Annotated in this window: 10 protein-coding genes, 1 tRNA gene and 1 other RNA gene; 2 read left to right on the forward strand and 10 right to left on the reverse strand. The window is 69.9% G+C overall.

Annotated features, from left to right (window positions below; all coding sequences use genetic code 11):
* Window positions 1–10: 10 nt before the first annotated feature.
* The 4 genes from U870_RS0118160 to ffs all read right to left on the reverse strand — a co-directional run bounded on the left by U870_RS0118160 (window position 11) and on the right by ffs (window position 4,883).
* A complete protein-coding gene (locus U870_RS0118160; protein WP_025158797.1) occupies window positions 11–1,207 on the reverse strand; it encodes an acetate/propionate family kinase in 1,197 nt (398 codons plus the stop codon).
* Entirely contained in the window at window positions 1,204–3,327 is a 2,124-nt protein-coding gene (pta, locus tag U870_RS0118165) for a phosphate acetyltransferase (protein WP_025158798.1), read from the reverse strand. Before pta ends, U870_RS0118160 begins: the two co-directional genes overlap by 4 nt.
* 3 nt (window positions 3,328–3,330) lie before the next feature.
* Window positions 3,331–4,683, reverse strand: coding sequence for a DUF1254 domain-containing protein (locus tag U870_RS0118170; protein ID WP_025158799.1), 1,353 nt, complete (start codon window positions 4,681–4,683; stop codon window positions 3,331–3,333).
* Between the two features lie 103 nt (window positions 4,684–4,786).
* Window positions 4,787–4,883: signal recognition particle sRNA small type (gene ffs, locus U870_RS23745), an RNA gene on the reverse strand.
* A gap of 100 nt (window positions 4,884–4,983) precedes the next feature.
* Here ffs and U870_RS0118175 point away from each other — a divergent pair.
* Window positions 4,984–5,071 (forward strand) — tRNA-Ser (locus U870_RS0118175).
* A 114-nt stretch (window positions 5,072–5,185) separates the two neighbouring features.
* Window positions 5,186–5,692, forward strand: coding sequence for a hypothetical protein (locus U870_RS0118180; protein ID WP_025158800.1), 507 nt, complete (start codon window positions 5,186–5,188; stop codon window positions 5,690–5,692).
* 61 nt (window positions 5,693–5,753) lie between these two features.
* Here the strand turns inward: U870_RS0118180 and U870_RS0118185 are convergent, their stop codons facing one another.
* The 6 genes from U870_RS0118185 to U870_RS0118210 form a co-directional block, all read right to left on the reverse strand.
* Window positions 5,754–7,871, reverse strand: a complete 2,118-nt coding sequence (locus tag U870_RS0118185; protein ID WP_240183753.1) for an RICIN domain-containing protein — start codon at window positions 7,869–7,871, stop codon at window positions 5,754–5,756.
* 83 nt (window positions 7,872–7,954) lie between these two features.
* The gene (locus tag U870_RS0118190; protein WP_025158802.1) at window positions 7,955–9,469 is read right to left on the reverse strand and encodes an alpha-N-arabinofuranosidase; all 1,515 of its coding nucleotides are present in this window, start codon (window positions 9,467–9,469) and stop codon (window positions 7,955–7,957) included.
* Between the two features lie 26 nt (window positions 9,470–9,495).
* Window positions 9,496–10,773 (reverse strand): family 1 glycosylhydrolase, encoded by a 1,278-nt coding sequence (locus U870_RS0118195; protein WP_025158803.1) that lies wholly within the window; start codon window positions 10,771–10,773, stop codon window positions 9,496–9,498.
* Window positions 10,773–11,660, reverse strand: a complete 888-nt coding sequence (locus U870_RS0118200; protein WP_025158804.1) for a carbohydrate ABC transporter permease — start codon at window positions 11,658–11,660, stop codon at window positions 10,773–10,775. The genes U870_RS0118195 and U870_RS0118200 overlap by 1 nt, the downstream gene beginning before the upstream one ends.
* Window positions 11,660–12,607 (reverse strand): carbohydrate ABC transporter permease, encoded by a 948-nt coding sequence (locus U870_RS0118205; RefSeq protein ID WP_025158805.1) that lies wholly within the window; start codon window positions 12,605–12,607, stop codon window positions 11,660–11,662. Before U870_RS0118205 ends, U870_RS0118200 begins: the two co-directional genes overlap by 1 nt.
* Window positions 12,608–12,671: 64 nt before the next feature.
* A complete protein-coding gene (locus U870_RS0118210; protein WP_025158806.1) occupies window positions 12,672–13,931 on the reverse strand; it encodes an ABC transporter substrate-binding protein in 1,260 nt (419 codons plus the stop codon).
* Between the last annotated feature and the right edge of the window lie 39 nt (window positions 13,932–13,970).

The following is a 13,970-nucleotide window of genomic DNA, read 5'->3' on the forward strand; positions in this document are numbered from 1 at the left end:
CCTTGTCTGCTCAGCCCGCGGCCGACACCGCCTGCAGGGACTGGCGGGCGATCTCCAGCTCCTCGTTCGTCGGCACCACGAGCACGGTCACCGCCGAGTCGTCCGTGGAGATGACGCGCGCCTCGCTCGACGCCGCGGCGTTCCGTACCGGGTCGAGCCGGATGCCGAGCACCTCCAGCCCGGCCAGTGCCTCCGCGCGCAACGGGACGTCGTTCTCGCCGACGCCCGCCGTGAAGGTGAGCACATCGAGACCGCCGAGAAGCGCCGTGTAGGCGCCGATGTAGTGCTTCAGCCGGTGCACCACCGTGTCGATCGCCAGTCGTGCCGCCGGATCGCCGCCGTCCGCCGCGTGACGGACGTCGCGCATGTCGCCGCGACCGGTGAGACCCAGCAGGCCGCTGCGCCGGTTGAGCAGCTCGTCGAGCCCGTCGGTGTCGAGCTGGGCACGTCGGGCCAGGTGGAGCAGGACCGCCGGGTCCAGGTCGCCGGACCGGGTGCCCATCACGAGCCCCTCCAGAGGAGTCATGCCCATCGACGTCTCCACCGACCGCCCCCCGTCGACGGCGCAGGCCGAGGCTCCGTTCCCGAGGTGCAGCACGATCTGCTTCAACTCGGCCGACGGCCTGCCCACGAACGCGGCGACGGTCTCCGAGACGTACTTGTGCGACGTCCCGTGGAAGCCGTAGCGGCGCACGCGGTGCTTCTCGGCCAGCTCGGCGTCGATCGCGTACGTGTAGGCGGCGGGTCGCAGCGTCTGGTGGAACGCGGTGTCGAACACCGCCACGTGCGGAACGTCCGGGAATGCCGTCTCGGCGGCACGGATGCCCTGCAGATTGGCGGGGTTGTGCAGCGGAGCGAGGTCGGCGAGGTCCTCGATGTTGATCTCGACGAGCGGGGTGACGATCGTCGGCTCGAAGAAGCGCTTGCCGCCGTGCACCACGCGGTGGCCGACGGCGACGAGCGGGTTCTCGTCGAGGCTCGGCCCCTCGCTCGCGAAGAGCTCCAGCATCGCGCGGAACCCCGCGGTGTGGTCCGGGATGGCCAGCGACCGCTCGACGGTGCCGGCCGGTCCGCGGTGGCGGATGTGGCCGGGCTCCTCGCCGATCCGCTCGACCAGCCCGCTCGCCAGCGCCTCCTCGGTGTCCGCGTCGATCAGCTGGTACTTGAGCGACGAGGACCCACTGTTGACGACCAGCACGGCGCTCATGCGAGGGCCGCCTGGATCGCGGTGATGGCGACGGTGTTGACGATGTCGTCGACGGTGGCGCCGCGGGACAGGTCGTTGATCGGCTTCCGCAGCCCCTGCAGCACCGGCCCGATCGCGACCGCGCCGGCACTGCGCTGCACCGCCTTGTAGGTGTTGTTGCCCGTGTTCAGGTCGGGGAAGACGAAGACCGTCGCGCGGCCGGCCACATCCGAGCCGGGCATCTTCGCGGCGCCCACGGCGGCGTCCGCCGCGGCGTCGTACTGGATCGGCCCGGCCACCGCCAGCTGCGGCGCCCGCTCCCGCACCAGCGCGGTCGCCGCGCGGACCTTGTCCACATCGGCCCCCGCCCCGGAATCCCCGGTCGAGTACGACAGCATCGCCACACGCGGCTCGATGCCGAACTGGTCCGCCGTCCGCGCCGACGACACCGCGATGTCGGCCAGCTGCTCGGCGGTCGGGTCCGGGATGACCGCGCAGTCGCCGTAGACCAGCACCCGGTCGGCGAGCGCCATCAGGAAGACGCTGGAGACGACCGAGACGCCCGGGGTGGTCTTGATGATCTCGAACGCCGGACGGATGGTGTGCGCCGTGGTGTGCGCGGCTCCGGAGACCATCCCGTCGGCGAGGCCGAGGTGGACCATCATGGTGCCGAAGTACGACGGGTCGGTGACGGTGTCGGAGGCCTGGTCGACCGTGATGCCCTTGTGCGCGCGCAGCTGGGCGTACTCGGTCGCGAAGCGGAACCGGAGCACGTCGTCGAACGGGCTGACCACCTCGGCCGCGGAGAGGTCGAGGCCCAGCTCGATCGCCCGCGAGCGGACTTCGAACGGCTCCCCCAGGATGGTGAGACGGGCCACCCCCCGCGAGAGCAGGGTCGCCGCGGCGCGCAGGATACGGTCGTCGTCGCCCTCCGGGAGCACGATGTGCTTGTCCGCCGACCGGGCCCGGGCGATCAGGTCGTACTCGAACATGAGCGGAGTGACGACATCGTGACGCGTCACATCCAGACGGCCCAGCAGGGCGCTCGCGTCGACGTGCCGCTCGAAGAGGGCGAGCGCGGTGTCGTACTTGCGCGGGGAGTCGGCGGCGAGCCGTCCGCGCGCGTGCGTGATCCGGACGACGGTGTCGTAGGTGTCGAGCCCGGTGCGGACGATCGGCAGCGGCGAGCGCAGACCGGCGAGGAGCCGCTCGATCGGCTCCGGCAGGTCGAAGCCGCCGTTGAGCACGATGCCGGCGATCGAGGGGAAGGTCCCGGAGGCGTTCGCCATCAGCACGGCGAGCAGCACCTCGGTGCGGTCGCCGGGCACGACGACGACCGCGCCCTCCACCAGCCGCGGGAGCACGTTGTCCATCGACATCCCGGCGACGACGACGTCGAGCGCCTCCCGGCCGAGGAGGGTCTCGTCGCCCGCGATGAGCGATGCGCCGGTCGCCTCGACGATCGATCGGATGCTCGGCGCGACGAGGAACTCGTCCTCGGGGATCGCCCAGACCGGCGGGCGGTCGCCCCCGCGCTCCACCGGGGCCACCTCCGCGACCGCCTCCACGATGTCGTCCAGGCGGTCGGCGTCGGCGCGGTTGGTGATGACGGCGAGCACGCTCACGTGCTCGGCGCGCAACTCGGTGAAGGCCAGTTCGGCGAGGTGCTGCACGTCCTCCGGGGACCGCGGGTCGGCCTGGCCGAGCCGTTCCCCGAACCCCTGGCCGACGCGGCCGCCCAGCACCAGCAGCACGGGTGCGCCGAGGTTGGCCGCGATGCGGGCGTTGTAGCCCAGCTCGGTGGGGCTGCCGACGTCGGTGTAGTCGGACCCCAGGATCACGACGGCGTCGAAGCGTGCCTCCACCGCGCGGAACCGGTGCACGATCTCGGCGAGCGCGGCCTCGGCGTCGACGTGGACGTCCTCGTAGGTGACGCCGATGGCGTCCTCGTACGAGAGCTCGGTCGTCACGCGCTCGAGCAGCAGCTCCAGGACGTAGTCGCGCTCGACGGTCGAGCGTGCGATCGGGCGGAACACCCCGACCCGGCCCACGGAGTGCCGCAGCGATTCGAGGACGCCCAGGGCGATGGTCGACTTGCCGGTGTGCCCCTCGGCGGAGGTGATGTAGATGGAGCGGACCACGTCTCAGCCGATCCGCTCGATGGCCGGCAGGCGGTACTCGCCCGAGAGCACGGCATCGGCCGGCATGTACATGCGCATCAGCGGGCGGAACTCCCCCGCCGGCGTGGGCAGCCAGTTGGCCGCGGCCGTCGGATCGGTCGGTCGGGTGGTGCTCATCGTGATCGTCAGTCCTCCGTCGTCGTCGTACACGATCCCCTCCGTCCGATCGCCCACGGAGTAGCGGTCCGCCGCGTTCGCGACGAGGAAGTACCCCGGGAGGTCGTACATGGTGAGGGACCAGAAGGCGCCGACCGACGGGGTCGGAGCGAGACGCAGCCGGTACACGTGCTCACCGCTGAGCGGTGCGCCGTCGGCGTCTTCGTAGGTGGCGGAGTAGGCGGCCTCGTAACCGTGGTTGCCCCACAGGCCGCCGAGGGCGGCGCCGGCGCGCAGCGCGTACCGGGTGGCGGGTTCCACGAGCTTCCAGCCCGGGGCGTCGATCGTGCCCGGGCCGAAGAAGTCGAGGTTGTAGTCGAAGGCGTGGAGGTTGACCTGCCAGTGCTCGACGAGCGGCGACCCGGTGCGCAGCGACGCCTCGAGCGCCTGCTTGCCGACGGCGTAGCCCTCCTCCAGCGCCGCACGCAGCGTCTCGGGGAGCTCGGAGACCGGGACGTCGCCGGTGAGTCCGAGCGCCGCATACGAGGCCAGGGCGGGCAGGTCGCGCTCGGCGGGAGGGAACGCCTGCGACCACACCCGCATGCGCTCGAAGAAGGTCAGCGCCTCCCCGCCGGACGCCGCGACGGGGGGAACGCCCTGCGGCGGGACCAGGGAGCGGAGCACCGGAGTGAGGGTCAGGCCGTCCTGCAGGGCGGCCACCGCGGGGAGGTCGTGCTCGCCGTCGACGGCCCAGCGCCCGACGATCGTCGCCACGCGTGTCGGGAACGGGATGCGGACCGGTCCCCCGCCGGCGTCGGACGGGTCCACGTCGGCCGACGCCGCGTCGCCGCCGGGCGGAACGAGCAGGAAGTCGCCCGCCCGGTTCCCGGTGGCCCGGGTGCCCACGTAGGCGAAGTTGTTCGTCCAGGCGTCCACGAACTGCAGCACGTAGTAGCGGTCCCCGGCGTCGGGGACGCTCAGCAGCACCGGGCCGACGCTCAGGTCGACCTGGGCGATGGAGTACACGGTGTCGTTGTTGATCGACACGAACCGCTCCTGCGGTCCGGCCAGGCTCCTGGCGTGGCCGAACACGTTGTACGGCGTCGGCGGGACGGCGCCGATCCCGGCGTGGACGAAACGCTCGACCTGCTCCAGATCGAAGACCAGGGGGAACCCGACGACGAACGCCTCGGAGGCCGTTACGGCCGTGTGCTCGGTCACTCCACCACCCCTGCTCGTCGGGAAGATGTTCATTCTACAGCCTGTAGAAATGATGCGATGCTGCCGCAACTCTACGCGGCGGGCGTGCGAAGAGCCCGAGAACAGAAAAGACCCCCCACGCACCCGCCAGAGCCCGGTTACCCTTGCTGCGTTTCCGCCCTGGGGGAGTTGGCCTGGATGGCGCCACGTGGGGAGCCGGGAACAAGTCTAGCGGCTCCCGCCGGGAGCGATGTGCACGGAGCGCCCTCCGGCGTCCGGTAAGATACTGTGAGCCGTCGCCCACAAGGCGATGGCATCCCAGGAGAATTCGCCTAGTGGCCTATGGCGCACGCTTGGAAAGCGTGTTGGGTTAACGCCCTCGGGGGTTCGAATCCCCCATTCTCCGCCAGTAGTCCCCCCTCTCGCGCTCGGCGCGCATTCGTACCGAATGTCGCCTCCGCGGCCGCCTGACCCTGCATTCGGCACGAATGCGGGCGCCCGGGGGCCGGGGTAGGGTCGGGGGATGTTGCAGAATCGCGAGGTCGGCGGGGCGACCATGGGGGCCGGGCAGGGCGCTGCCGAGACGGGACGCGGCGGCACCACGGCGGCGATCCTCTACGGACCGTGGGGATATGTGAACGTCGCGGCGGCGGTCGTCCTGTTCGCCGCCTTCCTCCTGCTCGTCTCCACAGGTCCCGACGATCCGCCCGACGGGCGATGGGCCTGGACGCCGCTCCTGATGGTCGTCTCGCTCTCGGCCCTCGGCGCACTCACCCGCCGATACGGAGCGGAGAGCATCCGGCGGTACGCGCGCGGCCCACGCGATATGCGCATCCGCACCCAGCAGATCGCACCGTTCGTGGTGGTGGGGGTGCTCGTGATCGGCCTGATCGGATACGCCACCGGACTGGACGGCCTCCCGGGCGTGACGATCGCCCTGGCGATCGGGGCGACCGCCGGCCTGGCGCCGATCTTCCTCCAGAAACCTCCTGCATCCACCGACCGCACAGAGTACGACGCCGTCCGCTGAAGAACCGGTCGTGACGACGGGGCGGCAGCGGCCCGATCGCCGTCGCCCCGTCGTCGGCCTGCTACTGGATGCCCTCGCGGACCAGTCGCCACTGCTGAGTCGACGTGCCGTCCGCCGTGCGCTGCTGCGCGTAGGCACCGTCGGCCGTGGATGCCCCCGCGATCTCCAGCGGCTTGCCGGAGTTGGCGTTGGTCAGCGTCCAGTAGCCTCCCGAGACCGTCGGAGACCACACCTGGGTGGCGTTCCCCGTCGGGCCCCACTGCGCGGCGCGCACGCCGTCTGCGGTCTGCGCTCCGGGGATCTCGAGCAGCTTGCCGCTGTTGACGTTGAACAGCTGGAGGCCCGTGGAGACCGAGTGGACGTTCCAGACCTGGCAGGCGTTGGCCGTGTCGCCCCACTGCCCGGCGCCCGCGCCGTCCGTGGTAAGCGCCGAGGCGATCTCCAGGTACTTGCCGCTGTTGCGGTTGATGACGCGGAACTGCGGGTCGAGCGCGGTCCCCGGCTGGTAGAGCTGGATGGCGTCGAGCTCCGCGTACGAGGTGCCCTTGGTGAAGGCGATGGTGTTCGTGCCGGCGTTCAGACTCACTGTCTTCTGCGCCCAGCCGTAGCGGCCCCAGTTGACCGTGGCGGGGTAGCTGATGGTCGAGGCGGTGCCGCCGTTCACGCTCACGTTGTGCGTGGAGGCGGCGCCGGTCCCGTTGTCGTAGCGCACGTTGACGACATACGAGCCTGCGGCGGGGACTCGAACGGTGAAGGTGACGCCGCTGGTGGCGTTGTTGATGTTGCCGACCTTGCTCCCGTTCGAGGCGTCTGGATCGCTCACCAGCGACGTGTCCGACGTGCGCACGGCCTTCTCGGCCTCGTACTGCTGCGCGTCGAGCGGGATGGAACCCACGCGGATGTCGTTGTACGTGGTCGTGAGGTTCTCCACGTTCGCCGCCTGATACAGGGTGCGGCCGTCGACCGAGTAGTCGATGCTCTGCGCGAATCCGCTGAAGGTTCCGCCCTCGGCGTCCGGACCGTCGAAGGTGACCGCCATCGGCAGCCGCTCCCACGGACCCTCCCCCAGGTTGTAGTTCACGTAGAAGTTCTGACCGCCGTCGATCGTCCCTGTCGCGTCCAGCGACCATTTGGCCGCGACGACCACCATCCCCTTGGGGCCGCCGCTCGGCACCCACTTCACGTACGGCGACGAGCCGACGCCCCGGCCGTTCGCCAGCGTGATCGGGGTGCCGATGCTGTTCGTCGGCGACCAGTTGAGGCCGTCCGGCGAGGTCTTGACGTAGACGGGGGCGGTGTTCTTCGTCTGCGAAGGGCGGTTGACGACCTCGAAGGTCGCGAGATAGCGCCCGTCCGGGAGCTTGGTGACCGTGATCATCCCCGGCCGGTCGGACTGGTTCGTCGGCGCGGACACGTTCACGAGCGACCCCCAGGTCTGCCCTCCGTCGGTCGAGCGGCGGTAGGAGACCGCCTGGAGCACACCGTTGGCCTTCTGCCGCTCGTCCGAGAAGTACGCGGCCAGGCCGCCCTGCCCGTCGATCGCGAGCGACGGCTCCCAGACCGTGGTCGTGGTGGAGGTCGGAGTGGGGTCGTAGACCGCAGGTCCTCCCGAGTCGATGGTGCTGAGGTACGACCAGTTGGATCCCTGGTCGGTGCTCTTGTAGACCACCAGGCGGCTGCTGGAGCGGTCCTCCGGCATGATCATGCCGGCGAGCAGTATGGTGCCGGCGGCGAGCGTTCCGGTCGTCTGCGGCACCTCGAAGAGGAAGGGCTGCGCCGTACGGGTCAGCGTCGGGAAGGTGGTGCTGGGGACGACGTCGGTGACGTGGGTCCAGGTGGTGCCGTCGTTGGTGCTGCGATAGATCGGGTAGACCTGCTTGCCGTTGACGAGGACGAGCTGGTCGTAGGTCACCAGCTGGGTTCCGTTCGCCGAACCGCTGGCCTTCAGCACGATGTTCTTCGCGTACGTCGTCCCCGCGGCGCGCCCGCCTTCGGGGTTGAAGGACGTGCCGGCCGCCGGCGCGTAGACCAGCGAGCCGTTGCCCGTCGTCACCGCCTGGGCCGGCGCCACCACGAGCGTGCCGGCGACGAGGGCCGCTGCCGCCGATGCGATCACGGCGGCGCGTCGGAAGCGGTGCCGGCGGGGAGCCGGACCCGATGTGGTGCGAGATGGAAGCATCGTCGTTTCCTTTCACTTGCCGAGCCCGGCCGCGGGTGCGGCCGGGCTGTCACGGCGTCGGGCGCGCCGTCACGATGGGTTCCTCAGCCGAGCAGGATCTCCGTCCACGACACGGCGGGAAGCTCGATCCGGAGGGTCGAGCCGTCCCGCGTGAACGGGGCCTCGGCGAGGGAGACCCGGTCCGGGTCCTCGATCGTGTTGGCCGCGTCGAGGTCCGGGTCGCTCAGGGTGCGGGCGGTCACAGTGAGGTCCGCCGGGTCGATGCCGAGGTCGGCGAGGTCGATCACCAGCTCGGTGGGAGCGTCGACCGCCCGGCTGACCGCGTAGACCGCGTACCGGCCGGCCTCGGCGTCATGCGTCGCGACGGCATCCACGAGCGGGACCTCCCCGAAGCGCTCGGTCGCGTACGTGCCGCTGGTCACGTGCACGTCGAGGGCCACGCCGCGCCCGTTCGCCGAGGTGGCGGCGAACGGGAAGAACGTCGTCTGCCGCCACGCCGGGCCGCCGGGCTCGGTCATGATCGGGGCGATCACGTTGACGAGCTGGGCGAGGGAGGCGCTGGTCACGCGGTCCGCGTGCTTGAGCAGCGTGATCAGGAGGCTGCCGAAGACGACCGCGTCCGAGACCGTGTAGGTGTCCTCGAGGAGACGGGGCGCGGTCGGCCAGTTGTCGACGCCGGCGATGCGGTCGACGGTCTCGAAGCGGGTGTTGTACCAGATGTTCCACTCGTCGAACGAGATGTCGATGGTCTTCTGGCTCCCCCGCACGGCCTTCACGTGGTCGGCGGTCGCGACGACGCTGTTGATGAAGTAGTCCATGTCGACGCCGGAGGCGAGGAACGCACCGAGGTCGCCCGTGTTCTCGTAGTAGGCGTGGCACGAGATGTACTCGACGTCATCGTAGGCGTGCGTGAGCGTGACCCGCTCCCACTCGCCGAACGTCGGCATCGACGAACTGGAGGAGCCGCACACCACGAGCTCGAGGTCGGGGTCGACCATCTTCATGGCCTGGGCGGTCTTGGCCGCCAGGGTGCCGTAGTACTCGGCGGTGCTGTGGCCGACCTGCCACGGGCCGTCCATCTCGTTCCCGAGGCACCACATCTTCACGCCGAACGGGTCGGTGCGGCCGTTGGCGATGCGCTGCTCCGACAGGGCGGTGCCGCCGCGGTGATTGGCGTACTCGAGCAGATCGAGCGCCTCGGCGACGCCGCGCGTGCCCAGGTTGACCGCGAGCATGAGCTCGCTGCCCACCTTGTCCAGCCAGTCCTGGAACTCGTGCAGGCCGATCTGGTTGCTCTCGGTCGAGTGCCAGGCCAGATCGAGTCGGGTCGGGCGCTCGTCGCGCGGGCCGACCGAGTCCTCCCATTTGAAGCCGGAGACGAAGTTGCCGCCCGGGTAGCGCACAGTCGAGACGCCGAGCTCCTTCACCAGCTCGATCACATCGGTGCGGAAGCCGTCCGCGTCCGCCGTGGGATGGCCTGGCTCGTAGATCCCGTCGTACACGGCCCGCCCGAGGTGCTCGAGGAACGAGCCGTAGATCCGGGGGCTGATCGCGCCGATGACGTCGGAGGGGCGGAGGGAGAGGTGTGCAGTGTTCATTCGTTCTTCCGTCGGTGGTCGGGCGGTCAGGAGGTCGGGGTCGAGGGGGTGGAGGCCAGCCGGCGAGCGTGCTCGCGGTAGCGGTCGGCGACAGGGTTCGCCACACGCAGCAGCCCGTCCGGCGACTCGACCAGATCGTGCAGCCCCATCGTGAGGAGGTGGTCGGCGCGCGGGGCAGCGGTGTGCCGCCAGGTCCACTCGTACATGTCGAAGAGCGGCCACCAGACGTAGCCGACGATGTCGGCGCCCTCGTCGCGCAGCCCTTCGACGAGGGCGAGGGAATCGTCGAGCCACGCCCGCCGCTCGTCCACGCTGCCCGTGACGCAGGTCTCCGTGAGCATCACGGGAGCCCCGTAGCGTTCCGCGAAGGAGGTGAGCGCCTCGCGCAGACCCTCGGTGCCGCGGTCGACGCTCGGTCGCGGATCGGCGAAGCCGCCGCCGTGCCGCATGCCCGGCTCGAAGAGCTCGGTCGAGTGGCGCGGGTAGTAGTTGACGCCCATGACGTCGGGGTGGACCGCGTTGGCACGGAACCACTCCAGCTCGTCGTCCGGCACCGCCGAGGCCAGACGGTCGCGCAGCGGGTGGGCGGCGTCGACGCGACCGGTGACGAGATCCTCGACGAGGTGGACCTGGTGCCGCAACCGCTCTGCCTCCTCGCGGTGCTCGGGCGCCGTGTCGTCGCCGACGAAGCTCATCGCGGCGTCCACGTGTACGAACACCGCGCGGTCGCCGATCACCGACGCGATCGCCCGCTGGCTGCGCACGAAGCCCCGCGCGAGGTTCGCGGCGATGCGGGCGAACCCGTCGGCACCCTCCAGATACGGAGGCCAATAGCCGTACTCACCGGAGAACAGCGCGTGGATGACCGGCTCGTTCACCGGGGTGTAGTCGGTCACCCGATCGCCGTAGCGTTCGGCGAAGCGGCGGGCGTACTCCTCGACGTGGCCGGGGTAGTCGGGGTGCGCGAACTGGCCGTCCAGCCAGAGCGGGGTGCCGTAGTGCAGCAGATCGATGATCGGCCGGATCCCGTGCCGCAGCATCGAGTCGATCGCGCGGTCGGTCCACTCCCAGTCCCAGACTCCCGGCGCCGGGGCGACCCGGTACCAGGGGACGCCCCAGCGCAGCAGCTCCGCGCCGACGCCCGCGGCGAGAGCGAAGTCGGCGTCGAATCGTTCGTAGTGCTCAGTGAGCTCGTACTCGTCGATCGCGCGCTCGCCCGGGAGGGCCTGGGGCACGAACGTGTCCTCGATGCCGAGCCCGAGGTGCAGGCGGCCGTCTCGATACCAGTCGTTGGATGCCGTCATCATTTGATCCCCGTGGTCGCGACGCTCTCGATGAAGCGCCGTTGCATGATCAGGAACATCACCGCGAGCGGGAGCACCGCGATGAGGGAGCCGGCCATCATCGTGCCGTAGGGAATGATGCCGCTCGGTCCGGTCAGCAGCGTGAGCCCGGAGGTGATGGTCCCCATCTCCGGCGAGGTCGTGAAGACGAGCGGCCAGAGCAGGTCGTTCCAGTTGTTGACGAAGGTGAAGATCGCGAGCGTCAGCATCGCCGGCACCGCGTTCGGCAGCACGATGCTGCGGAAGGTCCGGAACTCCCCTGCCCCGTCGATCCGCGCCGCGTTGTCGAGGTCGCGCGGGAGCGAGAGGAAGAACTGCCGCAGGAAGAAGATGCCGAACGCGTCGGCGGCGCGCGGGATGATCAGTCCGGCGAAGCTGTTCACCCAGCCGAGCTGTGCCACCAGCTGATAGACGGGGATCAGCGTCGCCTGGAACGGGATCATCAGGCTGGCGACGATCACGACCAGGAGCACCCGGTTGCCGCGGAAGTCGAGCCGCGCCAGCGCGTATGCGGCGAGCGAGTCGAAGAACAGCGCGAAGACGGTCACGCCTCCGGCGAAGATCAGGCTGTTCAGGAACAGCCGCGCGAACGGGAGGTCGCTGAAGATCTTCGTGAAGTTGTCCAGCGTCCAGGTGCCCGGAACGAGTGTCGGAGGGAAGGCGTTGACCTCGGCCGCGGGTTTGAAGGCAGTGAAGACGATGATCGCGACGGGCAGCAGCACGATCGCGGTGAGCGCCAGCACGGCGGCGAACAGCAGCCAGCGCTCGGCGGTGCGGCCGATGCGGCGGCGCCCGCGGGAGGCGGTGGAGCGAGCGCGGGTGGAGGCGGAGGCGGTTGCGGCGGTCATCAGGCGTTGTCCTTCTCGCGTCGTCCGAAGAACCGGAACTGCACCAGGCTGAGGATGAGGGTGGCGGCCAGCAGCACGTACGAGAGCGCCGTGGCGACCCCGAGGTCCAGCTTCTTGAAGCCCTCCTGGTAGATCTCCATCACGACGGTCTGGGTCGAGCGGTACGGTCCGCCGCCGGTCATGACGTAGATCTGATCGAACGCCTGCAGGGCCGCGATCATCGCGAACACGATCACGAAGGCGAGGGTGTTGCTCAACTGGGGCAGCGTGACGCTGATGAACCGGCGCCATGCTCCGGCGCCGTCGATCTTCGCGGCCTCGTACAGCGACTCGGGGATCTCCTGCAGACCGGCGATGAAGATGACCATGTAGAAGCCGAAGTTCTTCCAGATCGCCACCAGGACGACGGTCGGCATCGCGAGCGCCGGATCCTGAAGCACGTTGCCGAGCTGGATGCCGACCGACCGCAGCCAGTAGTTGAGCAGGCCGACCTGCGGGTCGAGGAGGTACGTCCAGGCGAAAGCCGCGACCGCGAGCGAGACGATGAACGGCAAGAAGAGCGCCGTGCGGAAGAAGCCGCGGGCGATGAGCCTCCGATTGCCGAGCAGCAGGGCGAGCAGCAGAGCCGCGATCAGGGCCGTCGGCGTGAAGAGCACCGTATAGACAGCGGTGTTTCCGAGCGTCGACAGGATGCGCGGGTCTGTGAACACGCGCACGTAGTTGTCGAGGCCGACCCACTCCTCGATCCCGAAGCCGCTGGCGTTGGTGAACGAGAGCCGGAGCGCCGAGAGCATCGGCCAGCCGACGAAGGCGATCAGGATGACGAGGGCGGGCAGCAGGAACAGGAGCGCGATCGGAGCCTGGCGCCCCGAGCGCGGCCGTCCGCCGAGCGGGGCCGGCGGCCGATACGCGCGCGTGCGCTCGCGGGAGCGGGTGGGTGAGGTCATGGTCGCCTTCGTGGGTGGGCGGCCGCCGCCGTGCGGCGGCCGCCCGGGTGGATCGAGGGATGGGTCAGTTCCCGAGGGCCTGCTGCACCTGGGAGGATGCCGACTTCAGCAGCGCGGCGGGGTCGCCGCCGGTGAGTGCCTTCTGCGTGGCCTCGTCGACCGCGGACAGGACGTCGGTGCTGTTGGCGACGCCGGGCAGGAGTGGACGCGCATCGGGCACGAGCTCGGTGAGTGCCGCGACGACGGGGTTCGATGCGACCGCGGAGGACGGGATGTCGGTGCGCAGCGGCGGCCAGCCGGAGCCGAGGGACCACTTCGTGGCGACCTCCTTGGTGAAGAAGTAGTCGAAGAACTTCTCGGCGGCGGCCTTCTTGGTGGCGTCGGCCTGGGCCGTCACCGCGGCGGAGATGCCGATCGCCGAGGCGGCGGAGCCCTTCGGCCCGGCGGGGATGCCGGCGATGCCGTAGTCGATCTTGTTCTCGGTGGCGACGGAGGCCATCCACGGGCCGCCGATCTCCATCGCGGCCTTGCCAGAGGAGAAGAGCTTGTCGGAGGCGACGCCGTCCAGGCCGGTGGGCGAGATCTTGCCGTTGCGCACGGCATCGGCCCAGTAGGTCAGGGTCTCCGTGTTGGCCGCGGAATCGAGAACGGACTTCGAGCCGTCGACGATCGCGCCGCCGTTGCCGTAGAAGAGGCTCGCCCAGACGCCGTTGCCGACGGTCGCGTGGTCGGGCAGCGCGAGGCCGTACTGCTCGGGGGTGCCGTCGCCGTCCTCATCGACCGTGAGCTTCTTGGCGTCGGCGACCCACTCGTCCCAGGTGGTCGGGAAGCTGCTGATCCCGGCCTTGTCGAAGAGGGTCTTGTTGTAGATGACGGAGAGCGGGACGAAGCCGGTCGGCACGCCGTAGTAGGAGCCGTCGACCTTCTCCATCTCGACCGCGCTCGGGTTCAGGGAGGCCTGCTTGGTGGCGTCGCTGGAGTAGAAGTCGTCCAGCTTCGCGAACGCGCCCTTCGACGCGTACACCGGGAGGTTCTCGGCCGGCATCGCGACGATGTCCGGCCCCTTCTTGGCCGACAGCGCCGGGAGGAGGGTGTCGCCGATGACGGCCCAGGTCTTGGTGGTGGTCTTGATGGTGATCTTGTCCTGCGACTTGTTGAAGTCGTCGACGATCTGGTCGAGCACCTTGCCGTCGGCCTCGGTGTAGCCGTGCCAGAAGGTGAGCGTGACGGGGCCGGAGGTGTCCGCGCCCGACGAGCCGGAGCAGCCCGCGAGCGCCAGGGAGACGCCGGCCGCGGCGGCGAGCGTCGCAAGCAGTTTCTTCATTGAATGCCTCTCGTGTGCCCGATCGCGCCGTGGATCGGG

Origin of the sequence: Leifsonia aquatica H1aii, assembly GCF_000633535.1 — a bacterium.
GTDB lineage: Bacteria > Actinomycetota > Actinomycetes > Actinomycetales > Microbacteriaceae > Leifsonia > Leifsonia aquatica_A.